The organism is Stygiolobus caldivivus (assembly GCF_019704315.1).
GTDB lineage: Archaea > Thermoproteota > Thermoprotei_A > Sulfolobales > Sulfolobaceae > Stygiolobus > Stygiolobus caldivivus.
The window spans coordinates 1,123,487-1,147,957 of record NZ_AP024597.1 but is presented as its reverse complement, the minus strand read 5'-3'; the positions used below and the strand labels follow the sequence as shown (position 1 = coordinate 1,147,957).

Sequence of the window (24,471 nt, the reverse complement as noted above, 5' to 3'; positions counted from 1 at the left end):
AGCTATCTTTTATTATCTAATGTTTTTTGTAAAGTAAAATTTAATATCTTATGTTTCGATAATATATATTATGATTGTAGGCCAATTGGTGGGTGAAAAAGAGTTAGTGTCCCTTTCTCACAGCTCGAGTATAAGGGAAGTAGCTAAGGTAATGGAAGAGAACGCTGTAAGCTCTGTAGTCTTAAAGGAAGACGATAAGATAGTGGGGATAGTGACAGAGAAGGACATAGTCAAGGCTGTAAGCAAAGGCCTAAGCTACGACTACCCGGCTTATGAGATCGCAAGTAAAAACATCATAAAGATCGACTACCACAAGAGCGTCTACGACGCTTATGACATGATGATGAGGAACAACATAAGGCACCTCGTGGTGGAAAAGGACGGTAAGTGTGTAGGGGTCTTGTCGATCAGGGAGCTGAGTAAAGCCTTATCACTTATGTTAGCTGAAAGCATGAGTTATTAGGGAAAAAGCTGTTCACTTAATTTCTCTTCCTTTTTTTTTGTCCCCTTCTTTTTTCCCATTTGACCTCCTTCTGAGCCTTTCCGTTTCCTTCCCGACAAGGTCTCAGGGAACTCATTAGGGGTTATGTCTTCCTCCACCTAGGACTAGAGGCGAAATAAGCTGCCCGTAGACCTAAACGAGACACTTGGGGCCACAACTTGACCCTTTTTTACCTGAAACACAAAAAAGAGGGATGGGATGGAGAAAAGGGGTACATGGCTTTAAAACGCCTTTTCCTTTTATATTGTCACGAACGCGTCTACCTTGTCGGCGACCTCCTTATAAAAGTCAGGGAAACAACCCACCTTGGCCTCTTCGATTAAAGACCCGGCTAAGTTCCTCATGTACGTACATTGGTCGCAAGCTTGTAAGTATATCTCCTTCTCTCTGTGTAATTTAGCCAGCCTGTCAGCCGTATCTGTGCCTTTTACCAACATGTACACGTTATCGTGGATGAAAAATATCCCCTTGACCTCTACTCCGTGCACTCCCTGCTCTACCTGGGGTATTACCATGTTGACTAAGATGTACTGTGCTAAGTTAGTCAGGGCCAAGTAGGCTACTCTTTTCAATGCCCTTCCCCTTCTATCGCTTCAAATACTTTATATACTAGGTCTACCACTTCGTCGTTTACCTTATACCCCCTAATTTGTTGGAGCTTCTTAACGGCTTCTTCAGGTCCTTTAACTTCTCCGTTACACACCCACTCACACAGCGCTTCCAACGCTACTTTGCTCGTCAGGCAGTTCACTCCCCTATACCTTAGGTCCAGTTTATCTCCCTCTTTTTTCCAGAGGACTTGTATGATACCTCTGTTGGTCATTATTGACTTTACTTTATACCCTATTACTTTATTTGTCGAATACATGGGCTTCATTAGGAAGTCCGCGGCTGTAGTCCTCTTTACATTACAACAATTGTCTTTTTCAAAATCTTTCATTTAGGGTTACCCTAAAAAGGAATTACAACAATAGTATATAAAATTTTCCCTAACGCCTCCACCGTCAGGGGCACTGCCACGAGTTATGGGCATATCAAGTCCTAAAGACAACTTGTCCCTATCATAAACGGTAAAACTCCTTCCGTTCTTATACACAAACTAACTCCTTTCCCTTACAATAAAACTTAATAATGAGTGGAATTCTATATTATTCAATGACCAAACACTGTGATAAGTGTGGGATAGACTACCCGGACGAATACCAGTTCTGTCAAAAATGCGGCTCACCCCTCAGGCCTATCTGGTACCAACCTACAACTGCAGCCACACCGCAACCTCCTCAAGGTCAACCCCCCAATAAGGGGTTCGACTTTAAGGTAATAGGTGGGCTTTTAGGTGCTGTAATCGCCGTAGTCCTAGTCCTTATCGTACTTTTCGCCCTAGGCGCCCCGTCAGCAACAGCCTTATCTGCGGTGGGGACAACAGCACAGCAAGACTTCGGGGGCTCTTGGTCGGTAATGAAAAACAGTACCGGGGTTGCCGTCTACATAGGTAACGGGCTGTATAACGTGACACTATTAAACGGCAAGAAGGAGACCGTAAGTTATTCTGACCTCTCATCGCAGTACCTCGGTGTCCTAAGCTATAGCACGTTCCAGCCAAGCGGGGGTAACTACCGGTTTATGCCCTCCTTCACAGTCTACCCAACTAAGGTAGACTTTGTAGTAGCCAACGGTACAGTCAACGGGCAGAATACGTTAATAATAGGTGTAGGAGTCTATTATAATACAACACCTAACCCCGCTTGTTACGTTTACAACTTCACCAACTATATCATGCAGAACTCGACGTTCTCTAGTTTCATCTCTTCTATCTCCGCTAACGCCTCTAAATACGGCATTAACTTCCAGGTAGGTTCGTCTAACGGGTTCGACTATTACTTCGTGTCCACTACTAACCAGACCTTCCTCTCTACTACTCCAATATCAGGCTTCGCCTCACAGCTAGGGTTTATCAACATCACCGCCATAGGCACTTACGGCGAAGTGTCGACAAACGAGGAGATAGGTATCATAATGATCAACGTACCACCTACTCTGTCCCAAGCACAAGGCATAGCTTCGGAGGTAGAGGGTAGTCTGTAGACCCAAATAAAATGTTTTTTCTTTCTCTTTATTCTATATCTTTATTTTCTTATTAATTTTATTTTTCTGTATATCATGTATAATAAATGTATATTATCTTCCTCCCTCTCCTCTCTCACGACTCCCTCCGGTAAGCTTAACCAATTCATTAACCTTTTTTATATCCATTCATAATTATCTAGGGGATGATACCAAGGAAATACAGAGAGTTTGCCAAGGCCTTTTACTCAGTCGCCGTTAAGGACCACCAGAGGGCTAGACAAGCCTATGAGGCTAAGGACTACCCTGAGTGTTTCTTCTATTCCCAACAGTCGGTAGAGAAGGGCGTTATAGCTATGCTCGAAGTAAAATTAGTGTATAAGGAGGAACACGACGTAATAGCCGAGGCATCAGCCCACTTACAAGAGCTGGGAAATGACCTTGACAAGGTCTTAGAAGCTTTAGACTACCTATCCGGGGCATGGACTACATCAAGGTACCCGGTCCTGAACGGCTTTGACGTGAAGACACCGGAGGAGGTGGTGACGGAGGAGATGTGTAAAAAGGGAATAGAGTACTCAGAGGAGGTGCTCAAGGTTGCTGAGTCTTTCCTCCGAAAATATGGAGTTATTTAGCTTGGCTACGAGGATGTTATTAAACGACGACGTCTTGGCCATAATCTTTTTCGGTAGTAGGGTCATAGGTAAGTATAGGGACGACTCGGACGTAGACGTCATCGTAGTGGTCAGGAAAGGCGGTAAGAAGGACTTTTCGAGAGAGAGGATTTCCTTCTTGAAGGAGACTGGCGTAGTGCTCGACACCACGGTAATGGACGAAACAGAGTTCGAAGACAACTTAACACTCGGGACGGTCATGATGGGGGTCTCCATCGCGTACTGTATAACATACGATAAGATAAACGCTTTCAGGAAGCTGGAAGAGTTTGCGGGTGAAGTTAGGAAGTACAACGCGGTGTTAATCCTGCCCTACGGGAGGTTTATAGTAGGTAGGACGATAAGGAAATGTATAAGCCGAGGATCGTTAAGGGGGAGTGATAGCGGACATTACGATAAACAGGTAACGTAAAACCACTATGTCTGACACTTTTTTTGCTAATTAGTTATTACCATTACACAATTCATGGCCTGAGCTCCTAGTCCTCAAACATTTAACATAAAATAGGGTACAAACATAGGCTTAAGTGTTTAGGGTAATTTATGTTCGCGGTTTTTCGATGATATGAACGCGAGCCTCGCCTTTAACCGTGAATAATCTGGACTTACGTCTCAATAAGGGCTTACGCTTGCAAACGAGGCCCTTAACCCAAGGTGGCAATAATACGTAGTGTACTGTTATGAAATATGTGGGGACTGTGAGGGCGGTAAGTATAGGCGGGTGGGTAAGCGGACGGGTGGTAAAAAAGACCTACTGGCTTATCGACAGTATGAAAATAAGGACTTTACTTATAGAAGGCCCTCATCTACTTTCCGCAGAAAGTCATGCCGACACGAAACCCATGCTCCTCAGTCTCGCTATCAACTCGTCTCCTTTATGTACCTTACTGAACCTCAGTAACTCCATACCGTTCTGTAGGAATATCACGTCTTGTACGACGTGCTGTCCTGCTAACCTGGTCTCGATGTACTGCGGGTTTACGAGGGACACTTGGAGGTTAGGCGTATTAAGGGGGACTTCCCTTACTACTTTTCCGAACTTAAGGTGCATTGCCCTCCTGTTGGTGACCACGTATTGGTTAGCAGACCTCAGCAGGAAGTACATTACTAAACCTATAACTATGAACATCACACCTAAAAAGGCGAAGATTACCGTTAGCAGGAATATTACGCCGAGGATGGAGAGCCCTATTGTGGCATTCCTTCTGTATCTGCTCATAGGAAATTCACTCCAAATTACTTGTTCTCCGGGTTCTAATTGCATGGATATAAATAGAATATAATACATTTATAAGCTTTACTTTTCTTGATTATTTTTCTTTAATTTGAAAACAGGACAAACCCCTTTCCGCTCATTCTGAATAGAAAAACACGTACAAAGCCTTGGTAATAGAGGGAAAGCCTCAGGCCTGAGTATTCTGCTTGTTTGAAAACCCAGTACGGCCTCTTTTCACAACTAGGATCTAGAAATATATTATATGATGGCTACTATTGAGGGCCCAACTGTCCGGTCTACCGATATCAGTTCAGATTTTTTAAAAAAAAAGTTACAGTAGAACGTATTACTCCAAACAATAACGTGGTCGCTATATTTTGCGTTTAATACTCGAGGACCCCCAAACCCTTTGTAAAGTGCTTATACTCGGTCAATTAACAGGGGGGTACTCCCATGTAAAGCGGACGCATTTATAAAGCAATCTGTGAGGGGCTCTTTTTTGGGACCCAACAAAGTTCAATAGCACGCCGATCCAGAGAAAACGTATTCACTTAAACATTTTGAGAAAGCTACCCAGCCTGAGGGTGGGAAAGGTTTAAATCTATGTGTTCCCACTAATACCTATGGAAGTTAAGACAGCGGACTCAAAGGGGAGAGTCTACCTAGGTAAGTGGTATGCCAATAAGCAGGTCTATGTAGTAGACCTAGGTGGAGTTATAGTCCTGACTCCATATACCGCATTTGCGGAGGAACTAGAGAGGGTGAAGGACATGGAAGAATTGACGGAGTTCCTTAGGTCAATATCACCAAAAGAGCTAAAGGAAGCGTTTAGGGAAGCGGTTTGGGAAAAGACGAAATCTTAATAGATACGAGCGCGTTTATATCCAAGAAGACTAGGAAAGGGAAAGTGAGCGTAATAACGCTAATAGAATTTATAGACTGGGCATTAAAAAAATACATGGAATACAGTAAAAAAGGAGAGAAACTGAGGGCTCTAGGTTACCTCAACCTTATAACCTCACTTCCGTTAACCGTAGACGAGGTAGTGGAGGTAAAAAGTGACGAAATAAGGGACTTAGTATATTTTGTAGTAGAAAAGGACTTAGACCCCGCCGACGCTTACCTCGTAGTTTTAAGTAAGAAATTTAAGATGCCCTTAGTTACTACAGATAAAGACTTTGAAAGGGTTAAGGACCAGATAGAAATTATAGACCCATGAAATAAACGGTCCAATAGTGGCAAGGACGCCTGATATAAGACCTTTAATGACGTTGTGTGCAAACCCCACTGTAACTTAGGTAGTCCCTTTCAGTTTTTCGGGGCCATCCCTCTCCGACGTTTAATGCTACTTACCATTACAGACCGTAGTAAGAGAATTAAAGGAGTTTTTCCTGATAAGCATGAAATATAAAGGTCTTTTGACAAAGGGTAGGAAAGTCTCGCCCTTTAGGGCGGGGTAATGCTTTTTAATCTTAGCTTAAAACTGTTAATAAAGTGCGGGGAAGCCCACCTTGTGGGCATAGCAAAAATGAGTGTCCCGCACAGGACTACATATCCCTGAGTCCCTAAGGATCAAGAGTAGGGGTCAACTATTGGTGAGGGATAGGGGTAACGGGCTGAAGGCCCAGCCTGTGGTCTACCACTGGACGAATGGAGCGGGGTAGGTAAACTCCACCAGCAATGAAGTGATGAAGATGAAGGCGGTGAACCGCAAACCTATGATCCGCCCTAGGGGAACCCTCGCCCTTTAGGACAGGGAGGAGGTCAGAAAGCTCCTCTAGTATCGTGTATACTACTTTACTTAAACCACAACACCTAATTTGTCCCCCACGAATTCGGTAGAGCCTAAGGAGTGAGAGTCCTATACAAACTCATTCCGGGAATCTCAGACCCCTTCAAGGTTTATAACCGCTCAGGACTAAATAATGTCATGCTACCTTCAAGGACCACGCTGGTCTTAGGCCTTACCTCCGCGATACCTACTTTCTTCACCGCGTCGTGGGTATTCTTTTTGCCCCTCATCTTTAAGCAACTCGGGTTTTCCCCGGTCACAATAGGGACGTTTTACGGCGTAGCTACGTTGCTTTCCTCCGCTTTCTCCCTCATAGCGAGGAAAATGATACTTAAGCTCGGCCCGAAGGAGGGGTTAGTTTTAGGAGGGGTCATCAGGTCGGTCTCAGCCCTCATGATATACACCTTCTCCCCGCTATTCACACCCTCGGGCTTTATAATAGATTTAGGGGTAGGCCACCCGCTCTCAAACACCTCAAGGCAGTACTTGATAATGAAGGGGGACAAACAAGCCACGAACATGGGCTGGTTCATGACGATTGCCGGTCTACCTGCGGTATTTTCTCCACTGTTAGGCGCAATAACGGGAGTTGACAGGCTTTTAATACTCGCCACATCAGTGACGACTTTTATAGCCACTGTAACCAGGGCGTTAGTCCTAGACGAGAAAAAGGTAGAGGAAACACCCTCTATGAACTTCTCTTCGGTATTTTCGGCTATTGTGTTTACCCTTTTCTCTTTATTAGTCACGGTCGACTCTTTCATCGTCCCTATCTTTTCCCAACAGGTCATCGGGCTGACGTTAAGTGAGGTCGGGCTCCTTTACTCTATTAGGGTTTTAGGGGAGAACTCGCTGGCGTTCTACTTCGGGCATTTAGCAGACCGTTTAGGTGTCATGAGGGTCTTTACCCTAGCCGTGGTCATAGGTTCTGTGTCGATGCTGTTATTTTCGGTCTCCCGCGGGGTGTCCTCGATAATAGCGTTCCTCTTTTGGTCTTTGACCTCGTCGATGTCCATACCCTCTTCGCAAGCGTTGTTTTACCAAATTAATAAGAGTAATTACGTCACAGCATACAGCGTGTTTTTGCTAATATCCGGGGTACTGTCCTTGCCGAGTGACCTTATAGTCGGGTCCCTTTTTGACGTTAACCCGTACTTGCCTTTTATATTACAGTCTTTAGGAAACTTGATAGGGTTGCTGGTCATAACCAGAAGGGTGAATTAGACGCTTTTCTGTCCCCAACACACACCCTACACAAGGGTTAAAATGTGCTAAGCCTTAGAGAGCTAAATGACATAGTAATTCTATTTATAGATAATTCCATTCCCCCAACAGCTGTCCCAAAGTCTAAACTGTAAAAGGAGTAACATGACGTGACTTTTATAATAGGGTGTGTTGAGAGCTCCAAGGGGCTTTTTAACTTAGGCCAAAATAACTGAAAGAAGGGTGTCTTTCACGGCCCTTTTATGACTCCTTATCTGTAATGCAAATTATCACATTAAATATACACTTGACAACATGGTACATACTGTGTGTAAAGCGTATAACAAGGGAGGTCATGACACGGATGCTCAGGGTAACCCCACGTACACCATATCATTTCGTATACTGAATTGCACCGATTTCGTGGAGAAAATTACAGTCTACAAAGGGCACGTGGGAGGCCTCGGACGAGTTCCCTCACTATTGATGTCTATACATATAATATTATTTCTATATTGATACTATATTTGTAAAAATAAAAACACAAAAGGTTAACAACCTCTTTAACTTATTGGGTTTTGGGGCCGGAAAAGTTAGGTCTTCGCCGGGGGGTGAGGCCGTGCAGGACGGCAGTAAACTTACCTCGTTATTAACACATGTTACTACACAACTATAAAAATAAAACTTTCTTTACTGTGTATTGTAAAGGAGGCCATTTGCCCTTATGGTCCCCTTACCCGGAGTCAACTAACTTGCACCCATTCCTTTGTTCGTCCGGGTGTTTAGCCCCTATAGTTTCCCGACATCATAAACTGGTTAAGCAGTGAATCAATTTTCTCTGAGACCTCTTTTACCTCAAACTCCGGAAAATACGTGTTAATAGCCCTTTTTGTCCCCATTACCACCGTGAGCAAGTCCTTTAGTACGTCCTCCCTCCTACTGTACCTACTAAACCCGGGCTCAAAACCGTTATACTGGTATTCATGGAGGTTTAACGCATAGTTGACTAGGTCCAGGACGTTAATCCCAGCCTCTTTTAGCATATGTGCTAAGGCGTACATGCTATGTGTAGGGACTGTATGGGCTTTTTTCTTAACCCACTCTTTTTCCTTATCGTCTTTTGCTAAGTTCAGCAGTTTGTCTTCATTAACGACTATTAGGGCACTGAGCAACGCCCTCACTGCGCTGAAAGCCTTCCCTGCAGAGTTCCTAGTATATCCTTCCTTCCATAAAGTAAGGGAAAGAAATAGGTCCGATAAACTCTCAATTAGCCTGGCCTCGACATAATCTCGGTCAACAATATAAAGGTCCTTTTCCATAACTACTACCTCTCTGAACTTCTTAATAAATACTTGATGTAGTGTTCGCTCAGTCAGGGTTTACACGGGGGCTCTAGACCTCAGCTCCAAGTGGTACGTCACGTTCACACCACGTAAGGCAACGGACAGACGGCCATCGGTACGACGGGCTTGATCGCGACTTGTCCATAGTCCACAGTCTCATTGACGTGGGGGAGGACAACAGTTTTGAGACGTAGTCGTCGACCTCGGAGGACACGTACTGTATGAGCCCGTCGTCTCCCTTTAAATTTAGATAATTAGTCCCGAGGATAGGCGCCAATCCTATCGCGTTATTGGTATTGACCCCTGCACGGTCTGCCAGTCCGTACAGTAGTGTGTGGCTACTTCGAATTTGCCATCGACTGTTAAGTCTTAACTCCTTTGTTGCCCAACATAACGAGGGGGCCTAGTAATGTTAAGGACAGGGGGTTCACGTCAACTCGACCTGTGTAGAAAATACGACTCACTGCGTGTTATTTTTAAGGTAATCCTCTGCTTTAACGAAATTGGCACCTCCCTTCTTAAATGCTTCAAACAGTGAGGGGGTGAAGAAGTGGATTTCTAACGGAAACCACCAAGGTAACCCATTACTTTCCAGAATTTCGAACACTTTGTGGACGACCTCCTTCCTTTTTTCCGGTATTTTATCTACTAAGACCGCGACGTCGATGTCACTCGCCACCGTAAACTTCCCCTCTATTATTGAACCGAAGAAATATACCTCACCTTTGACGTCGTAGACCTCAAGGGCCTTTTTGACCGCCTGATATATCAGGGGGGACATGCGGGGGAAACTTGAGAGGATTTCCATCTTCTCTTTAACGAACTCTATGTAAGGTTCAAGGTTCATACCACGACTAAATTAAACAACTCTTCCATTATATTTAAACACTCCTTGGCGTCCTCCTCAGTGTATTCCGTGGTGCCGTACCTCGTTTCAGTGTACCCCTCTTCGAGGTCTTTAAGGCTACTCCTATTCCTATTTACGAACTCCCTCACCCTCTCATCATTCGTATATTTATATATAGTTGAAAGTAAGTCCCTAACGTCGTGGACCCTCGGCATGAACCCTAAGTTTTTTAACATGTACGCCTTAATCCTGAGCTGTACAGCTTGTTCTGCATAGAAGCAAGCGATATCATAATAACCTTCACTACAAGAACTAATTGCATCTTTCCTAAATTTCTCAGCCCTCCTCAGCAGCCTGTTTACCTCGTCGTAACTACTCATATTAGTAAGTTAGCATAAAGTGATAAAAAGGTTTACGAAGGGACTTACTTGTACGGTCACGGGTAAGCATTTGCTATTTTTTCTTTCTTCACTGCTAACGCTTATTATACCTCCGAAATTTTAAAGGGCAACGTGATCCTCCCTGACGTACTGAGGGACTTTGGAGACCCGTTTGTACGTTGTATAACTAGGTATAACTTTTATTTTCAAGCGGCATTGAAAATCTCACTCTGCTAGTCCTTATAATTTACCGATCAGTCGAGCCCCTGAGGTGCCCCTATCCTCATCATTGCTATGATGTGCTCGCCCTACACCAAGGCGTACTACTCTACGGTTTTATACTCCTTGCGGCTTTAGAGATCAACACGACCTCATCTAGACGTCGAGTGAGTCCGTTAACTTCACCGTGTCCTGAACCGGGACTAGCTTTCACTCGGTCAGTTTGTAAAGGACAGTGCTCCTAATTTAAAGCACGTACCCCTTTCGTATATGACGGGGGAATTGCCCTTTAGTACAGGGTCGCTCACGTTCCCACCCAACTGAGTAAAATAACAGTATTAAAATTTGAGAATTAATAGGCTCTTTGGACCACCTTAAGTATGAGGTAGGCCACACACGGAATAGTCACCGGTTTCCATGGGACTAGGTGCGATGGTGGGGACAATTTTTCCTCATAAACACCTTCTACTCTCACGACCCTTTTACCGTGGTTGTATAGCTCTAAGTAAGGGAACATCAACATGAGTTCGTAAGCGAATGAGACTGAAGGGGAATTCAGGTGTTGGAAATACTCCCTACTCACTTCGAGGTGGGGGTCCACAAACCCGTCGGGGTATATCCTGACATGTACTTCCCAGACCCCTATCCTCTTAGTCAGGGAGTAGCTCTCCCCCTTCCTAATTTCTAGGGCTGTCTCTTTAAAGCCTCTACTTTTCAAGTCCCTCAAAAACTTTTGGACGTCTTTAGTGAAAAGCCTCAAATTCCCCTCAGCTTTTACATAGTCCTTAGCTAAAACCTCAGAAGTGTTGTCTGAGTAAACGACCCTTTTAGGTAACCTGACATTCATTAAGTTAGTGTTGTGCCAGGCCGTGAAATAGTTTTCCCCGTCGAAAAACCAGGGACTCGTGGGCTTGTGTAGTCCGTGAGGTCAAAACTAGACGACGACGTGTTGTACCCGTTCAGTTAATAAAGGGCAACGGTACCTCTAGCGTAAGGTTAAAAAAAGAGGCGGGCATAGCCCTTTGACCCCTTACGAAATAAAAAACATTAGTTTAAACACGGTAAGGGCTATCACGGTTTCGGGAGGGGCGTATAAGCTCCTAGTCACGAGAATAAGGGAGGGTGGGACTTTTCTGGTGTTATGATAAGGTCGGTAAAAAATGGTCGAAAGGGTGTTACCATGAACTGTGCCGGTATTTGGGCTGACATTCGCGATGGGAAGGAGCGGACTACCCGAAGGCTTAAGGGAGACGTGGAAAAGAAGGGCTGTAGGTGGTCGGGTTTATAAGTGACAAAGGAAAAAGCGGTAGAGTACTAAACCGACTCTCTCACAGCCCTAAGGGGCGAAGCTTTCGACCTTTTGTAAGGTAGAACTACGACAATTAACGCATTGGTCATAATAAGTTCTATTGTAATGTCCAAAAGCTGTATTATAGCCACCGAACTAGCAAAACCCGGAGCCGGAAGTTGGAGACCTGGCAACACTTATTAACACGTTGACTAAATGTAAATTATGGAGTCTCAGTTACCTAAATTCATTAAGGAACCGGATAAGTATTCCGGGCTGAGGTTGCTCGAGTCCTTGCAGGAACTTTACTTGAGTATTGAAATGCTTAAAGAGGGGTATAGCAGGAACTCTGCGAGCAAGTTATTCCTCTCATGGAAAGCGTTATTAAGCTCAATTGTAGTCTCTAATTTTAATAAGATAATTGAAAAGAAGAGGAAAGAAGGGAAAGAGGAAGAAATAAAGTGGTATTTGAGGATAGGTTATTCAGCACCCACGACCGGGTTAGTAGGTATATCTAAAGGCCTTGAAGACCTTGGCTTTAAAGGGCTTGTTACACTTACTACTGCAATGTTAGGGGTATATAGATACGCATATAACGGCCTCGACGAAGATATAAGCCCTTTCCACACTAGGGATGAGGCTATGACCTCTATGAAGGAGTTGATGAGGGCTGAAGTTGAGTTAATAAGTTCGATGAAACTTAATGATGAAGAAAAGGAACTTTTAGAGAAGATAAAGAGGAAATTGAATGAGGTTTAAACTCGTTTTAAATTTTCTTGTCATTAAATCAGGTAAAACAAAATTGAGAAATTTTGTAGTAAACATTTTAAACCTTTCTATATAACGTACAAGGCGTGCGTTTCTAATACGTGTTTACTTCCTGCTTCTTATACTACCAATGTATTTAGTGTTTGTCGTGGTCGTTATCACTTCTGGGGCTTTCCTATCTAGGTTTCCCCTAAGTTCTCCGGGTCCTCATGAATCTGCACGTTTATGGGGAGTTGACAGTAGACATTAACTTGGACGCTTACCTGAGCACTATACTTCGAAGTTAAACACTTAAGGGAACCCGACCCCTACCGTAAATTATGTAACAACCTCTCCGGTTGGTGAAAACGTGTCGACGTTAAGGGTCTTACTAAAACGTGATTAGGCCTCAGCCACGAACTATCATAATAAAGGCTTTGAGGGGCCTGATATTAATTAGACACCGCCCACGTGTTTTCTATCAGTGTAAAGCCTACTGGTGGGAGGGAGAGGCCCCAAGGTATAACGACGTTTATTTACTTAGGCTTTGTATAATAACCCCGTCCTTATCGATCTCTTTTAACTTTTCGTCTAAAGAGAGTAGCTTAAGGCCGTAGGCTTTTGCTGTATAGTAAAGGACTAGGTCTATGAGGTCATTATGTCTCTTATCGTTCAGGGCGTTTATATAAGCCCTTGCGGGTATTTTCAGCGGGTGATAAGTCTTATTTATGCTTTTCAACCCGGCTCTAACTGTACTGAAGTCCACTCTGACCCCTTGTTTTACCAGCCTCTTGAGCACCCACATCGCTTCAAGTAAGGACAGCTCCGTAAAGTAGACCTCATGTCCATAAAACTCCCTTATGAGGTCCAGTACTCTTTCGCCTACGTCTATGCCCAGGGGTGGGAGTATAAAACTAGTATCAATAAGGATCCTCATACTTACCCTGTTCCTCTTCGCTTATCTTTTCTACCTCGTCTATTGTGACCTTGGCGAACTTCTTACCCTTTAATGAAAGCAGTATAGCGTCGTTGTGCTCTAAAATTATCTTATTACCCTTGACGTTTAAGGATAAGACGTCGCCTTCCTTGATGCTGAGTTCTTCAGCTACAGCCTTGGGGATATGGATTGTGAGCTTCTTACCGACACGTATTTTAGTCTTCATAATTTGAAATGAGTAAGACTAATATAAAAATATTCTTACACGCCACGTAAGTCGTGGAAGGCAATTTAGTCAACTTGGTATAGAATTATACAAAGTGTGAACAGCAGTTATACATCATGGTGCCTATTCCACTTGCGAAAACGGTAGGAGGTACAAGGGCTATAATACCGTACCACTCTGCCGTATAAAAACCGCCGAGGATCTGGGGACTTTAGGGGGTTCTAAGGTGCCCCATTATGGGTAGTAAGTACATAAACGCTGTCCCCAGCCTAATGCACACGGGTTTAACAATAACCTTTTTATGAAGATGAGCCCATGAAGGCGAGTAGTAACATCGTCATATACGCTTATCCCCTCTCAGGATATTTTATAAATTAATGGGAGTCCGTGATTTCGGACTGGGCTCCCTATAGTTAGCCCAGCAGGAGGTTTTTTGTGTCACGGGTCTATGGTTTTCATTTCGTCCTTAACCCTTTCGAAACCCTTATCTCTCGTGACTATGGGCGTCTTAAGCCCCTTAAACTGCGAGGTAAGCGTCTACATGTCCCAAACTTTTTTCTACGACGTAATAAACCAAGTCTTTTATCTCATCCCCTTTTATCTTAATTACTTCGTCTACTGTAGTCGGAAGTGATACTATAAGGTTCAAATAACCTAAAGCCCTAGCCCCCTCACCTTTTTTACTATACTCGTTGTAGTTTCTAAGAGACCATTCCGTGATTTCTATTAGTGTTACTACACTAACTTTCCCTTTTCTACTCTATTTCGGTGTAAATGCACTAGCACTTGTTATGACTTCATCTCCATCCATACAGCCCCCCAAACGCGTCCTTTACCTCCTTTGGCGATATTGACTTGAGAAATTCTATTAAGTCCTCTGGGCTCTTCATTTTTCCTAACCCTTCAGCAAATGCAGTATATGGAGTTAAGACTATAACTCCGCCTAAGTCGACGATGTAAACCTTTTTATTAGCATATTATTTACCTAAGTAAACCCTACCTTTCGAGTCGGCAAACTTTACCTCTATACTTATAAGTGGGAATTCATAGGTAAAAATCTTTACCCAACTTGTCCAATTTTTTATTAGAGCCGACCCCACCCTACTTTCAAATTAGCCCTTGATTTCGGATGTAATTTATCAATTCAAGGCCTAAAAACTGAAGGATCCGGAAAGACAAGGTTTACACATAGTCACTTGTTTAGCACCTAGACCCGGGAACGGGCTTTACACGATAGGGAGGCAACTATAGCGGGAGTGCCCTCAAACAGCCATCAAATTCGATAAGTATTTGTAAAAATATCACTGTATTCATAAAAATCTATTCCTGATGTGAACCAAGTTTTTCCACGGGATCATTATGGTTACCATTTGTCTAAGTATAGTGAGGTCATCACACTAAATATACACTCAGCGATATTAATACGTAGTATGTGTAAAAGCGTTAAGTGAGGGTACATAATTTAGTTTATACGGAATAACCTTTGTGTACGCATTATTTGCCCGCTAATTGTATTAATTTAAGGGAGATAATTACAATCCACAAAGGGCCCGTGAAACTCATGAAGGGGGTAGAGAACATTAGGAAACAAGCTGGTATAATATTCAAGAAATTATCGGATTTCGTGACTGTTTGAGGACACCCCATGGGAGAGGTCTAAAATAAGGGAGGTTAGGAACAGTGACACCCCTCTCTCTACTTCGTCACCTACATGACCGGAGACGAGGCTACCTACAACCCTGCCGAAAAAACCTTTAGCAAACACGGTCACGCCGTAAACCGGGGAGATTATAAAGGAGAGCTGGGAGAATAGGAAGAGAGCGTACCATTGTGAAATTGTGGATGAGAGGTTGCTATTACCACCCTCAAAGAGATAAGGTTTTGTAGTTTTAAATCGTTCTCTCCAGCTGAAAGGGTCGTTGACGAAAAGGCAATAGCTCTCCCTCGCAGAGTAAATTACGCTAACCCGAGGAGGACCAAGACCACGGAAATAACGAAGACCGCTAAGAGGGCTATGAGGGTTATATTGGCTATAAGTTTTATATTAAAAGTCTTTTTTGTAGGGTACTTTACGTTGACGTTAAAGTTGTAAACTATAGCTTTGTAGATTTTAAGCGAGTTATCAGACACTTTTACGGTGTCGTTGATCACTGTAAACAAGCCCGAGCCTAAAGAGTAAAGGAAGACGCCTACTGCAGTAACGGGGGCAAAGACTAAACCCACGCCGATCAGTGCGTAGAAGGCGTGAAAGGCTAACACTAAGGCTAACGGGATCCCGAGTGGGAACAGTAAGGTAAAGATGAGCCCTATTATAGACCCGCTCTGTATTATTTCCAGCTTCTCCGGGTAGATACTCCTACAAGCCGCAAAGTCCTCATATATAATCCTCTTATTAGTTATATAAAGGGTACCCCTAGTCACGGTGTTCAACCCTTCGATACGGACCATGACGTGGAAGGACTCTATAACGTTCTCTCCCGGCATCATAACCGGTTCCCCGTGTTTAGGTAAGCACCAGGCTATAGACCTTATGAAGTTTTCGTCCACGAACCACAAGTCGCGGGGTAGACTCCTGAACCCGTGGAAGCCCTCCTTCGAGACCAATGTGAAGTTGACCTTCCCCTTACTCGGGACGTCAGCGAAGTAAGTGATCATGTAATTGTAGTTCCGTACTTTATTTGATTCCTGATCGGTTATAGGTTGTAAAACCCCTCTCAGTGCGCGGTCATCTCCCGCGACCACTAAGGCCTTTTTGGCCGTGTACACAGCGGTCTTGTAGAACTCCTTGTTTAAATTAGTACTCCCGTAGTCCACTATTATTACGTCGAACTTAGGCCCCTCCTTTGAGAGGAACTTTGTAGGGTCGTCTACCACTACTTCTACTCTCGGGTCTGAAATGGAGGAATTGTTCAGGTATGACAACACGCCCTTCCCTAACTCGAGGACGCACTGGTCGGGCTCCACTATATATACCTTTTCTATACTTTCCCACTTCAGCACTTCCTTTAATGCCATACCGTCACCGCCGTTGACTATTAAGACTGTCTTCGGGCCCGTTAAGTCCATGACTGGGTGCACTAGCGATTCATAATAGACGTACTCGTCCTTTTCCGCGAACTTTTCTACATCGTTAATGTAAAGTGAACGTCCGTATACAGTGTCTACCAATTTCACATGATCGCAAGCCATAAGATCTTACCTATTTCTTCTTTAAAAAGCTTTACCTTGTTACTTTAAAGTATTACGGTGTCAGAGAGCGAGTTCGGTTCAGTTGACCCCCGAATTACAATACGCTGACTGTCTCCTCCGTGGATAACAGTAACTTTCGTCGCTCCAATAACGCTGACTGTATTAGAATAAGGGTTAGTCAAATATAAGTAGCCGTTATGGGGTCAAAGGTGATTCCGCATGACACGGTACCTATCGCTAAGCTCCCTATAACTTTGTCAATTGAGGGGTTAATAACAGATATCCAGAGCATAAGTTCGCCACGTACACATAACTATCATAGGAGTCATAGGTAATACCGAAAGGTGCCTTAACCCCGCCCCCCGCTGTATTAGCTACCACCTGATTCGTTGGGGTGTTAATAACAGAGGCCATACCTTTATCCCCTAGTGAAGCCAAGACAAGGCCTAAAAGCGTTGTCACTATCGCGGAAACAGCGAAGTAGTCCATGAGAAAAGGCTTCCCCAGTCGCGACTTGTGGTAGGAAATGAAGGGAGGTATAGCTAAAATCCCGACAGCCCACATTATGGCCAAAAAGGGCATTGAAAGTGCGTATCTGGCCCCTTTTATGTCGAGTATTATGAGCCCGACTAGGATTATGAGGGACGCTATTAGGCTTATTACGTCCCCCCAGGTAAGGCTTTATCTTTGTTTATTTCCGTAATTTTAAAAATATATAAATTTGTTTAGGACATGGGGATATAATACCTGATCAGTTAATAAAGGGCAACGGCACCATTAGCGTAAGGTTAAAAAATCTGTTAAGTAAGAGGTGGGCGTTGCCCTTTGACCCCTGACAAAGTAAATTATCGGTAAAATACGGTGTTTATGAAGGCTTTCCTCAGACTAGCGTTTCATATCCCCTTTGACGTATATACGTACTCCTTTACCGTTTGTTCTCAAACACGTATTTCGATATCCTCTCAACTATGCTCAGGCTCCCTTTCGATTTGATCTTTTTGTATTCAATTATATGAGGCAAACTTTTCCTTTCTGACGTTAAGGGCTGTAATATACTCGCATACGAGTACTTTTTTACACTCCACACTACTGCAGAGGTTAGATAAAGTGTGTGTAGTATTCTCGACTTGAGATACTGCGTCATCAAACTTACCTGAACTCGGGTCTAACCTCTCTTTCCTCTCAACTACGTATACAGTTACTTTATTGCAGTCATGTATATGAAAGCATATGCTGTCAGCCTTGGGCATATTACCCTCACACGCTTTGTCGTAATCTAAACACGCAAATTCCTCCAACTTATTCACCGTAAATCTCCTTTATCTGTTCCCTTATCACATCTGTAATAGTAGGTATTGACTCTACGTCACCCTTTTCCGTATACTCAACCTCTTCCATAGTCCCGTTATTGAGCAAGTATATCTTGAAAGGTTTGTCCTTACCATTCCTTACGTGGTTTACAGCCATCTGAACGGTAAATATGTCACTGTGCGTAGTGAGAAAGAGCTTCTTGCCTCTCTGTACCAAGTTGCTGAGGTAGTCCGCCATATCTCTCTGTGCCCCTGCGTGAAGGTTAAGCTCGGGTTCCTCTATCATTATAAACTCACTTTCGCTTGCCATAATGTCAATGGGGATAACTTGTGAATACCCGGAAGAGAGGAGTGAAACGGGCACTTTATGCCCTTTTTCGTAAATCTCAAGGACGAAAGGCTCCAAGACCTTATACCTTAAGTCTATATGACCCATTTTTAGAGAAAATTCCTTACCCCTCAACATTTCCATCTCGAACAGTAAGTCTCCGATAAAATACCTAATTACCGGCTTGTCAGAGGCCGTGTTTGACAAAACACTAGCGTTCAAGTAGCTTAACAAATTAACTACGACCAAGTTCCTTTCAGTAGGTAGCATGACTACTGGGATATAGTCCCCAAATAATAACTCACCTAGATAATTAACTAACTCTGATAAAACTGACCCAGTACTTATATCTGACATCTCCGACTTTTTTCTAGTATACACATTTACTTCGATTTCCTCATTCTCTATATCGATCTCAGAACTAATCTTGAGTCGGTTAGCGGGAAAGTTATCCATTTCAATGACGTTAGTTACCACTTTAAAGTCCTTGTTTAACACTATTTTAGCCTCGAATTTTTCACTCATCTTTATCTCTAGACCCCCTATTGGGCTAGTAAAAGATACCTTGGCCTCTTTACTGTCGTACGAGATAAGCTCTTTATATTTTACGCCGAAAAGTATTTCCAACCAACCCTTTAAGTCTTCCGATAATGCCTCATTTATGGCTTTAAGATATGAACTCAGTTTTGCTTCCGGCTCGACCTCATAACCTCCACGTATCTCTCTTATGGAAGGTGATACGGCCCTAAGGACTGAATAAAGGAGGGTGGAGATGAAGGATTTACCAGAAGCGTTAGGGCCAATAACTATCGTAGTATCACATAACTCAAAGTTTGCACTCCTTATAGGGCCGAAGTTCTCTATCGCGACTCTCATATTAATTATAACGTTAGGCAAGGTAAAAAAAATGTATATAGCCCACCGACTACGGAGTTCATAACTCACTTCCTCTTTAAGTACTTGTAGTACTCTCATTTTCAGTGAAGAAAAGACGAGTATTATACCCCAATTACGGGACGAATAGGCATATCGTCAGTGAACATGCCGGATAAAATATATGATCCGGTGGGTCCCACCCCGGAAAGTTAGGGATACACGGTACAGTAGTTTGTGTCGACTTCGATACGTGTATCACAGACGGACCATGCATTAACACATGTCCCGTAAACGTGTCCCAATAGTATGACACACCAGATCAGCCGGCATCAGAAAAGAAGGCTGACCCGGAGAAAGAGCGAGCTTGTATATTCTGCATGGCTAGTCTAAACGAATGCCTAGTAGCAGCGATTGACGTAAAACCGCCATAAAAGCAACTCTACCTTTTTATATCTAAATTTATTTTAAACTATATTTTGCATCTGCATATTATGAGGCGAAAGATTTATTATTAATATTTCCGAAAGTTTCTAGTTTCTGTTATGATAACCGACCCTATCTCATTACTCAAATTCGAGCATGCAGTCCTCAGAGTTAGGTTTCAGGTAATTAAGGACTGCTTAAGTTCAGAGACTGGCTGGGAGATGCTGAGGACTACTCACTACTTTATCGTCAACTGGCACGCGAAAATAGAGGATAAATACGTGTTCCCGGTCTTGGAGAAGATGGGGATAAACGTTAAACCCCTATCTAACGACCACCTACTCATCGAAAAATACGGGGGCTCGGTGTTAAAAGAAAGGAGGAGGGATTGGGCTGAAAGGTATATCCGTATAGTCATCGACCACAACCTTAACGAAGAGAAAATATTTCCCAACCAACTGGGACGTGAAATTTTAAAGGACATCATAAACGATATGAAAAAATTTGAGGGGTATTCCGAATTTACTGGGTTGAGCGAATACGACTTGTATATTGAATGAACACAGTGAGTTTTTCCGAGTATTGAATTATAGCGCATAGTAAATACGACCACAACCAAACGTGGACTAAATTAGGGTAGTCGCATGGGTTAACCTACTTATAACCGGTACGGATAGGTCATTACCTTTAACTCCATCCTTGACTACTATAAAAAACTGTAGATGAGACCTTACCTATTAGGTGTTTTAGTTTTATTACATGAAGAGGGGATTAAAACTCATGATAAAAGTAAAGAGGGTTTACGATCCGGTAGAAAAGGGCGACGGGGTCAGGATATTAGTAGATAGGTTATGGCCGAGGGGCATTAAAAAGGACAAAGTTGACGTTTGGCTTAAAGACATAGCCCCTAGTGAAGAATTAAGGACGTGGTTCGGCCACGACCCCGACAAGTGGGAGGAGTTCAAGAGGAGGTATTTCGAGGAGCTCAGCAAGAACCCCAAGCTAGATATTTTATTGCAGTTGATCAAGAAGGGTGAGGACGTAACGTTACTTTACGCCTCTAAGTCCCCTTACAATAACGCGGTTGCCCTAAAGGAATTTATAGATAAAATATTAAACCGAGATGACGAGTAGTCTGTATGCCCAAGTTACCTTTTAGAGTCACGATGTTGATTGAAGATCACCCTTGCGAGGTAATGAAGCTCATAACCGTAATGGGGCTTAAGGCGAGTGTAGAGAACGTTAAATTAAGGGAAAGTGTGACCGACCACGTGCTCCTATTCGAGTCGAAGGTCAAGAACGAGGACGCGTTTAAGCTCAAGTCATCTAACGTTAAAGTATTAAGGCTGACAGACAGCAAGATATGGGTCAGGACTAACGGGTGTGCAGTGTGTAGAGTACTTTATACTTCAGATGTAGTGATAGAGAAGATAAAAGTAGTGAAAGAGAAGACTTTGCTATACACCTTGTTAGTCCCTAACACTCAATCGTTAAAGGATTTTCTGTCAAAGCTCACTAACCAAGGGATTAAGGTCACAGTAATAAACACCGACGAGATAAGCAGTAACGAATTGACTGAGAGGCAGATGGAGATATTAAAATTGGCTTATAAGCTGGGTTACTTTGACGACGAGAGGGGTATAACTTTAACCGAACTCGCTAATAAGTTGAATATTTCACCACCAACTTTAGAGGAAATATTACGAAAAGCACTGAGAAAAGTAGTCAAATACTACTTGGACAAAGTAGGGTAAACCCTTCAAGGACATTATAATGACTGAATGGATTTACGCCCACGTCCTTGATATCCCGCGGGTGTGGGTTATCCCGCCAAAGGGGCGGAGGGGATGAGTGGGGCAATGCCCCGTGACTCTGATGGAGTCCAAGGGCTGAGGGTTGATACGAAACGTTATGAAATCCCTATGAAGCTAAACCCCTTCAAAACGGTTCTCGTCAACTTCTTTATGTAAGAGCGGGAAGCTTAATTTGTAAAAACCACGCTTACAGGCCTCGGGCAGACGGTGGTAGGTGTGTCCTCGCATCTAGCTGTGCATCATTGTGTACACCAGAGCCAAGAATAAAGAGGCTTCTTTTTGACGAGAGACCGGACGTCCGGTCAGCTTACTGAGGGTATGTGGCGGTCGCGATGCCGAGAGCGGTAAACCACAGACTTGTGAACAAGACCTTCGGTATGAGGTCGGACTCCCTAATACTTTAGGTGTACTATATTAAACCTCTTTATTCGAGTTTAATACATATGAGGATGCCGTTACTCTTAATGGTTTCGGGGATAGCCCTCCTATTACTTGGAGGTATACCAGCAGTATTTGAGTTCATGGAAATGCAAGGATTCCCCATTGACCCGACGAGTAACATATTCCCAGCACACTGGTTTATAATGATATACGGCTTCTTTGGCTCACTAATAGGAAATGAGGTTTTAGTAGCCTTAAGTGCGGAATGGAGCGGAAAAATTGCGAGTAACGGTTTAATAGGGTTTTATTTAGTACTCCTAGTCCTAGGGGTAACCTCGTTTTTCTATAATCAAGAACTGGGGCTCGTCTTTGTCCTCATCGCAATGGCAATTTTACTCTATTACTCTCGCGTGTACTTAGAAAGGTCGAGGTTGGGACTTGAACCGACAGTATATAACTGGTTACTTTTCTACTCGCTGATAGCCACAATCTTCGTCCTCTCAACCCAGATCGGGTTAGGATACACAATCCCGTACTTGAACCTACTGTTCCCGACAAGTATGGTATTTGCAGTAATGACCAGGGACGTATCGCTAGTTACAAGAGTTAGGGTATCCGGCTGGGAGAACGTTTTAGCCTTCATATTTCTAGTCTTAGGGGTGGGGTTCGAGCAAGGTGCCTTAATGCTCCTAGCTTGGGCGCTCTCATTCCACGCCTCGGGGCTCTATAAAGCGAAAGGGAGGAAGTACCCTATAATACACTTGGTGACGGCGTGGATTTACTTCCTGCTCGGTTCAGTCTTCATTTCAAACTACGACGTTTTCATCCACTCAATTGCAGTGGGCTTCCTCTTCAACACGGTCTTCGGTGTCGACGTAGTCTTAATGGACTTGTTCATCAACGCCTTCCAGAAGAGGGTCTCCGTAAGGCCGTCATATATCCCGTTTTTCTTACTTAACACCGGGTTAGTGATGAGGCTACTTTACGATTTTGGCGTCTCCTCACCGGTTTTCTTGCTGTCTGCTCCATTACAAGGAATAGGGATCCTTTCCTTCTTCCTACTTACCTTAAGGCAGGTGATGTTTAAATGAGTAAGAGTAGGGTTAGGAACCACGCACTTTACTTTCTGGGAGTAGCCTCTTACGTAGTCTCCCTTATACCTTTCGTGAAAGTCGACGCACTGAGGGCTCTAGTACTGGTACCGATAATAGCTTACACTTTACCTGTAATGGAGTACGTGCAACCTAGGGTCATGTCGCTAAAGCTGGGATATAAAGACGTCGTCCTCATTATACCTGCACTCTTGCCATACGTCTTTATGAAACCAAACATTTATATCTTAATACCGGCCTCACTCCTAGTCCTCACCTTCCTACTTTACTTCACTAAATTAACGATGTGGGGAAACGTGGTGGGCACTGCGTTTGAGGCCTCGTTATCAATGGTCTGGGGGACGTTTGTAAATAACCCGCTGTTCCTCATCCCGTCCCTCTATTGGTTACTTTACATCTTTAACGGTGCAATTTACGTCGAGTATAAAATACCTTTCAGGAAATTGGACAAGAGGGTTGTACAAGTCAGTTGGCTCACCTCGCTACTGTTAATGTTGTTCATAGGTATGAGGACTCCCCTACTGTTCTTAACCCTAATTGAGCCTACGATAAGGTATTTAAAGCCAGGGGAGAAGTTAAAGTCCCCTAAGGAGATTAAGGAATTAGGTAGAAAGGGCTCGAGGAAGGACATGGCTTTTCTAGCAATACTAGCTATATCTTATTTCGTTTCGGTAAGCCTGTTACGTTAATAGTTACACAAACTATATTCTGTCAGGAACCAAAGGTGAACGTCAGTCCCCGCCAAGAAAGACCACCGTACCCCTCTTGCAAGTCAAACAGAGTAGTAAAGGACGATCAGCTAGAGGGAAAACACAAGTACAAAACCCGCGGGAAGACGTCCTACCAGGCTACTAACCACAAGGTGGGTAAAGAGCAAAAGGAGAGGGTATTGAAAGAGTACACGGACTGGGTGAGCATGAGGGAGACAGCAGTCGAAAGAAAACCGTTAACTACAATACACAGCCTCATAAGGAGGAAAGGGGTAGAAGCGTATGCTTACCTACTACTCTTACAAGAACGACTGGAGGATTTCACGGCAAAAACCACAGTACTTGACGAGAGTTGGACTTACGTGGGGGCCAAGCGTGGGCGAAAGAGGGAGGACTTGCGGGTATGGAACACGTTAGCAGGTGTGCCCTCCTCTATCACGGGTGATAGGGGTTTTAGGGCTTTCAGCTACCTATGGGACCCCCTACCCGAGAGTAGGGTATACTACACTGATGGTCACTCGGTTTACCGAGTACGACCACGTAGTGGGTAAGAGGTACACTTATACTGTGGAGAGTTATCATTCTTACTGTAGGGCCCACCTGGCTAGGTCGACAAGGGACACGAGGGCTGTTAACAAGGGTGTGTAGATAGTCGAGTATAGCCTTGCCTTGTTGAATGTCATGTACCCGGTAGTTTATTCAAGGGAGAAGACTCCGTTAAACGGGGCTTACTTGGAGGGCGTACAGTATATTAGGAGTAAACTGATATAATATTACAAACACTTATCGAATTTCATGACTGTTTGAGAACACTCCCGTTGGGTCTTCCGCTTCTTCATCTTCGTCCTAGCAATGCTCGTCTACACCCTTTACCTAATACTCGCAAAGGG

The 24,471-nt window shown here is 43.7% G+C and carries 28 protein-coding genes and 3 pseudogenes; 16 read left to right on the top strand and 15 right to left on the bottom strand.

The annotated features are described in order from the left end of the window. Positions 1 to 70 precede the first annotated feature (70 nt). The gene (locus tag KN1_RS05690; RefSeq protein WP_221289899.1) at positions 71 to 463 is read left to right on the top strand and encodes a CBS domain-containing protein; all 393 of its coding nucleotides are present in this window, start codon (positions 71 to 73) and stop codon (positions 461 to 463) included. A 278-nt stretch (positions 464 to 741) separates the two neighbouring features. On the opposite strand, the gene KN1_RS05685 is transcribed toward KN1_RS05690, so the two are convergent. From KN1_RS05685 to KN1_RS05675, 3 genes are read right to left on the bottom strand one after another with little or no spacing between them, the layout of a single operon-like run. Beyond that, the gene (locus KN1_RS05685) at positions 742 to 1,074 is read right to left on the bottom strand and encodes a DsrE-related protein (RefSeq protein WP_225905794.1); all 333 of its coding nucleotides are present in this window, start codon (positions 1,072 to 1,074) and stop codon (positions 742 to 744) included. Next, positions 1,071 to 1,442, bottom strand: a complete 372-nt coding sequence (locus KN1_RS05680; RefSeq protein WP_221289898.1) for a hypothetical protein — start codon at positions 1,440 to 1,442, stop codon at positions 1,071 to 1,073. Before KN1_RS05680 ends, KN1_RS05685 begins: the two co-directional genes overlap by 4 nt. Positions 1,443 to 1,448: 6 nt before the next feature. Then, positions 1,449 to 1,598, bottom strand: a complete 150-nt coding sequence (locus KN1_RS05675) for a hypothetical protein (protein ID WP_221289897.1) — start codon at positions 1,596 to 1,598, stop codon at positions 1,449 to 1,451. A 59-nt stretch (positions 1,599 to 1,657) separates the two neighbouring features. On the opposite strand from KN1_RS05675, the gene KN1_RS05670 reads away from it, so the two are divergent. From KN1_RS05670 to KN1_RS05660, 3 genes are all read left to right on the top strand, one after another. Beyond that, entirely contained in the window at positions 1,658 to 2,587 is a 930-nt protein-coding gene (locus tag KN1_RS05670; RefSeq protein WP_221289896.1) for a zinc ribbon domain-containing protein, read from the top strand. A 185-nt stretch (positions 2,588 to 2,772) separates the two neighbouring features. Next, positions 2,773 to 3,201, top strand: coding sequence for a HEPN domain-containing protein (locus KN1_RS05665; protein WP_221289894.1), 429 nt, complete (start codon positions 2,773 to 2,775; stop codon positions 3,199 to 3,201). Further along, positions 3,188 to 3,652: a nucleotidyltransferase domain-containing protein gene (locus KN1_RS05660; RefSeq protein ID WP_221290571.1), complete on the top strand. Its 465-nt coding sequence runs from the start codon at positions 3,188 to 3,190 to the stop codon at positions 3,650 to 3,652. The genes KN1_RS05665 and KN1_RS05660 overlap by 14 nt, the downstream gene beginning before the upstream one ends. Before the next feature lie 411 nt (positions 3,653 to 4,063). Here the strand turns inward: KN1_RS05660 and KN1_RS05655 are convergent, their stop codons facing one another. Then, the gene (locus KN1_RS05655) at positions 4,064 to 4,504 is read right to left on the bottom strand and encodes a hypothetical protein (protein ID WP_221289892.1); all 441 of its coding nucleotides are present in this window, start codon (positions 4,502 to 4,504) and stop codon (positions 4,064 to 4,066) included. A gap of 575 nt (positions 4,505 to 5,079) precedes the next feature. Here KN1_RS05655 and KN1_RS05650 point away from each other — a divergent pair. The 4 genes and pseudogenes from KN1_RS05650 to KN1_RS05640 all read left to right on the top strand — a co-directional run bounded on the left by KN1_RS05650 (position 5,080) and on the right by KN1_RS05640 (position 7,472). After that, positions 5,080 to 5,319 (top strand): VapB-type antitoxin, encoded by a 240-nt coding sequence (locus KN1_RS05650; protein WP_221289890.1) that lies wholly within the window; start codon positions 5,080 to 5,082, stop codon positions 5,317 to 5,319. Then, positions 5,298 to 5,675 carry a PIN domain-containing protein gene (locus tag KN1_RS05645; RefSeq protein ID WP_221289889.1) on the top strand — a complete coding sequence of 126 codons (378 nt, stop codon included), beginning with the start codon at positions 5,298 to 5,300 and terminating at the stop codon, positions 5,673 to 5,675. Before KN1_RS05650 ends, KN1_RS05645 begins: the two co-directional genes overlap by 22 nt. Before the next feature lie 328 nt (positions 5,676 to 6,003). After that, positions 6,004 to 6,207 (top strand): annotated as a pseudogene (locus KN1_RS14695) (hypothetical protein); the annotation flags it as partial. A 179-nt stretch (positions 6,208 to 6,386) separates the two neighbouring features. Then, positions 6,387 to 7,472 carry an MFS transporter gene (locus tag KN1_RS05640; RefSeq protein ID WP_221289888.1) on the top strand — a complete coding sequence of 362 codons (1,086 nt, stop codon included), beginning with the start codon at positions 6,387 to 6,389 and terminating at the stop codon, positions 7,470 to 7,472. Positions 7,473 to 8,233: 761 nt separating this feature from the next. Here KN1_RS05640 and KN1_RS05635 read toward each other — a convergent pair. The 4 genes from KN1_RS05635 to KN1_RS05620 all read right to left on the bottom strand — a co-directional run bounded on the left by KN1_RS05635 (position 8,234) and on the right by KN1_RS05620 (position 11,087). Beyond that, positions 8,234 to 8,770 (bottom strand): PaREP1 family protein, encoded by a 537-nt coding sequence (locus tag KN1_RS05635; protein ID WP_221289887.1) that lies wholly within the window; start codon positions 8,768 to 8,770, stop codon positions 8,234 to 8,236. A gap of 484 nt (positions 8,771 to 9,254) precedes the next feature. Continuing rightward, the gene (locus KN1_RS05630) at positions 9,255 to 9,641 is read right to left on the bottom strand and encodes a nucleotidyltransferase domain-containing protein (protein WP_221289886.1); all 387 of its coding nucleotides are present in this window, start codon (positions 9,639 to 9,641) and stop codon (positions 9,255 to 9,257) included. Further along, positions 9,638 to 10,021: a HEPN domain-containing protein gene (locus tag KN1_RS05625; protein ID WP_221289885.1), complete on the bottom strand. Its 384-nt coding sequence runs from the start codon at positions 10,019 to 10,021 to the stop codon at positions 9,638 to 9,640. The genes KN1_RS05630 and KN1_RS05625 overlap by 4 nt, the downstream gene beginning before the upstream one ends. Positions 10,022 to 10,592: 571 nt before the next feature. Beyond that, positions 10,593 to 11,087 carry a hypothetical protein gene (locus KN1_RS05620; RefSeq protein ID WP_221289884.1) on the bottom strand — a complete coding sequence of 165 codons (495 nt, stop codon included), beginning with the start codon at positions 11,085 to 11,087 and terminating at the stop codon, positions 10,593 to 10,595. A gap of 666 nt (positions 11,088 to 11,753) precedes the next feature. On the opposite strand from KN1_RS05620, the gene KN1_RS05615 reads away from it, so the two are divergent. Further along, on the top strand, positions 11,754 to 12,287 hold the full coding sequence (locus KN1_RS05615) for a PaREP1 family protein (RefSeq protein WP_221289883.1): 534 nt from the start codon (positions 11,754 to 11,756) through the stop codon (positions 12,285 to 12,287). A gap of 520 nt (positions 12,288 to 12,807) precedes the next feature. Here the strand turns inward: KN1_RS05615 and KN1_RS05610 are convergent. The 7 genes from KN1_RS05610 to KN1_RS05575 form a co-directional block, all read right to left on the bottom strand. Beyond that, positions 12,808 to 13,212, bottom strand: coding sequence for a PIN domain-containing protein (locus KN1_RS05610; RefSeq protein ID WP_221289882.1), 405 nt, complete (start codon positions 13,210 to 13,212; stop codon positions 12,808 to 12,810). Continuing rightward, positions 13,196 to 13,438, bottom strand: a complete 243-nt coding sequence (locus KN1_RS05605; protein WP_221289879.1) for an AbrB/MazE/SpoVT family DNA-binding domain-containing protein — start codon at positions 13,436 to 13,438, stop codon at positions 13,196 to 13,198. Before KN1_RS05605 ends, KN1_RS05610 begins: the two co-directional genes overlap by 17 nt. A gap of 517 nt (positions 13,439 to 13,955) precedes the next feature. Then, positions 13,956 to 14,087: a hypothetical protein gene (locus tag KN1_RS14940; protein WP_258712590.1), complete on the bottom strand. Its 132-nt coding sequence runs from the start codon at positions 14,085 to 14,087 to the stop codon at positions 13,956 to 13,958. A gap of 1,307 nt (positions 14,088 to 15,394) precedes the next feature. After that, entirely contained in the window at positions 15,395 to 16,627 is a 1,233-nt protein-coding gene (locus tag KN1_RS05590) for a spermine/spermidine synthase domain-containing protein (RefSeq protein WP_221289877.1), read from the bottom strand. Between the two features lie 246 nt (positions 16,628 to 16,873). Beyond that, entirely contained in the window at positions 16,874 to 17,209 is a 336-nt protein-coding gene (locus tag KN1_RS05585) for a YncE family protein (protein ID WP_221289874.1), read from the bottom strand. A gap of 422 nt (positions 17,210 to 17,631) precedes the next feature. Next, positions 17,632 to 17,934 carry a hypothetical protein gene (locus KN1_RS05580; RefSeq protein ID WP_221289873.1) on the bottom strand — a complete coding sequence of 101 codons (303 nt, stop codon included), beginning with the start codon at positions 17,932 to 17,934 and terminating at the stop codon, positions 17,632 to 17,634. Beyond that, complete coding sequence (locus KN1_RS05575) at positions 17,927 to 19,141, bottom strand: AAA family ATPase (protein WP_221289872.1); 1,215 nt, start codon at positions 19,139 to 19,141, stop codon at positions 17,927 to 17,929. The genes KN1_RS05580 and KN1_RS05575 overlap by 8 nt, the downstream gene beginning before the upstream one ends. A gap of 104 nt (positions 19,142 to 19,245) precedes the next feature. Here KN1_RS05575 and KN1_RS14690 point away from each other — a divergent pair. From KN1_RS14690 to KN1_RS05545, 7 genes and pseudogenes are all read left to right on the top strand, one after another. Further along, positions 19,246 to 19,572: pseudogene (locus tag KN1_RS14690) on the top strand (4Fe-4S dicluster domain-containing protein). A gap of 111 nt (positions 19,573 to 19,683) precedes the next feature. Beyond that, on the top strand, positions 19,684 to 20,124 hold the full coding sequence (locus KN1_RS05570; RefSeq protein WP_221289871.1) for a hemerythrin domain-containing protein: 441 nt from the start codon (positions 19,684 to 19,686) through the stop codon (positions 20,122 to 20,124). Between the two features lie 220 nt (positions 20,125 to 20,344). Further along, a complete protein-coding gene (locus KN1_RS05565) occupies positions 20,345 to 20,698 on the top strand; it encodes a DUF488 domain-containing protein (protein ID WP_221289870.1) in 354 nt (117 codons plus the stop codon). 5 nt (positions 20,699 to 20,703) lie between these two features. After that, positions 20,704 to 21,318, top strand: a complete 615-nt coding sequence (locus KN1_RS05560; protein WP_221289869.1) for a helix-turn-helix domain-containing protein — start codon at positions 20,704 to 20,706, stop codon at positions 21,316 to 21,318. Between the two features lie 503 nt (positions 21,319 to 21,821). Beyond that, complete coding sequence (locus KN1_RS05555) at positions 21,822 to 22,850, top strand: nitric oxide response protein (RefSeq protein ID WP_221289868.1); 1,029 nt, start codon at positions 21,822 to 21,824, stop codon at positions 22,848 to 22,850. After that, entirely contained in the window at positions 22,847 to 23,560 is a 714-nt protein-coding gene (locus KN1_RS05550) for a hypothetical protein (protein WP_221289867.1), read from the top strand. Before KN1_RS05555 ends, KN1_RS05550 begins: the two co-directional genes overlap by 4 nt. A gap of 50 nt (positions 23,561 to 23,610) precedes the next feature. After that, a pseudogene (locus tag KN1_RS05545) lies at positions 23,611 to 24,352 on the top strand (IS1 family transposase); the annotation flags it as partial. Positions 24,353 to 24,471 lie beyond the last annotated feature (119 nt).

Coding starts and splice junctions, on each gene's coding strand:
- KN1_RS05615 (WP_221289883.1), top strand. CDS start 11,754: ATGGAGTCTCAGTTACCTAAATTCATTAAGGAACCGGATAAGTATTCC.
- KN1_RS05565 (WP_221289870.1), top strand. CDS start 20,345: ATGATAAAAGTAAAGAGGGTTTACGATCCGGTAGAAAAGGGCGACGGG.
- KN1_RS05680 (WP_221289898.1), bottom strand. CDS start 1,442: ATGAAAGATTTTGAAAAAGACAATTGTTGTAATGTAAAGAGGACTACA.
- KN1_RS05635 (WP_221289887.1), bottom strand. CDS start 8,770: ATGGAAAAGGACCTTTATATTGTTGACCGAGATTATGTCGAGGCCAGG.
- KN1_RS05575 (WP_221289872.1), bottom strand. CDS start 19,141: ATGAGAGTCGCGATAGAGAACTTCGGCCCTATAAGGAGTGCAAACTTT.
- KN1_RS05640 (WP_221289888.1), top strand. CDS start 6,387: ATGCTACCTTCAAGGACCACGCTGGTCTTAGGCCTTACCTCCGCGATA.
- KN1_RS05665 (WP_221289894.1), top strand. CDS start 2,773: ATGATACCAAGGAAATACAGAGAGTTTGCCAAGGCCTTTTACTCAGTC.
- KN1_RS05630 (WP_221289886.1), bottom strand. CDS start 9,641: ATGAACCTTGAACCTTACATAGAGTTCGTTAAAGAGAAGATGGAAATC.
- KN1_RS05655 (WP_221289892.1), bottom strand. CDS start 4,504: ATGCAATTAGAACCCGGAGAACAAGTAATTTGGAGTGAATTTCCTATG.
- KN1_RS05560 (WP_221289869.1), top strand. CDS start 20,704: ATGCCCAAGTTACCTTTTAGAGTCACGATGTTGATTGAAGATCACCCT.
- KN1_RS05555 (WP_221289868.1), top strand. CDS start 21,822: ATGAGGATGCCGTTACTCTTAATGGTTTCGGGGATAGCCCTCCTATTA.
- KN1_RS05570 (WP_221289871.1), top strand. CDS start 19,684: ATGATAACCGACCCTATCTCATTACTCAAATTCGAGCATGCAGTCCTC.
- KN1_RS05590 (WP_221289877.1), bottom strand. CDS start 16,627: ATGGCTTGCGATCATGTGAAATTGGTAGACACTGTATACGGACGTTCA.
- KN1_RS05690 (WP_221289899.1), top strand. CDS start 71: ATGATTGTAGGCCAATTGGTGGGTGAAAAAGAGTTAGTGTCCCTTTCT.
- KN1_RS05670 (WP_221289896.1), top strand. CDS start 1,658: ATGACCAAACACTGTGATAAGTGTGGGATAGACTACCCGGACGAATAC.
- KN1_RS05585 (WP_221289874.1), bottom strand. CDS start 17,209: ATGCCCTTTTTGGCCATAATGTGGGCTGTCGGGATTTTAGCTATACCT.
- KN1_RS05660 (WP_221290571.1), top strand. CDS start 3,188: ATGGAGTTATTTAGCTTGGCTACGAGGATGTTATTAAACGACGACGTC.
- KN1_RS05605 (WP_221289879.1), bottom strand. CDS start 13,438: ATGAAGACTAAAATACGTGTCGGTAAGAAGCTCACAATCCATATCCCC.
- KN1_RS05610 (WP_221289882.1), bottom strand. CDS start 13,212: ATGAGGATCCTTATTGATACTAGTTTTATACTCCCACCCCTGGGCATA.
- KN1_RS05620 (WP_221289884.1), bottom strand. CDS start 11,087: ATGAATGTCAGGTTACCTAAAAGGGTCGTTTACTCAGACAACACTTCT.
- KN1_RS05550 (WP_221289867.1), top strand. CDS start 22,847: ATGAGTAAGAGTAGGGTTAGGAACCACGCACTTTACTTTCTGGGAGTA.
- KN1_RS05650 (WP_221289890.1), top strand. CDS start 5,080: ATGGAAGTTAAGACAGCGGACTCAAAGGGGAGAGTCTACCTAGGTAAG.
- KN1_RS05625 (WP_221289885.1), bottom strand. CDS start 10,021: ATGAGTAGTTACGACGAGGTAAACAGGCTGCTGAGGAGGGCTGAGAAA.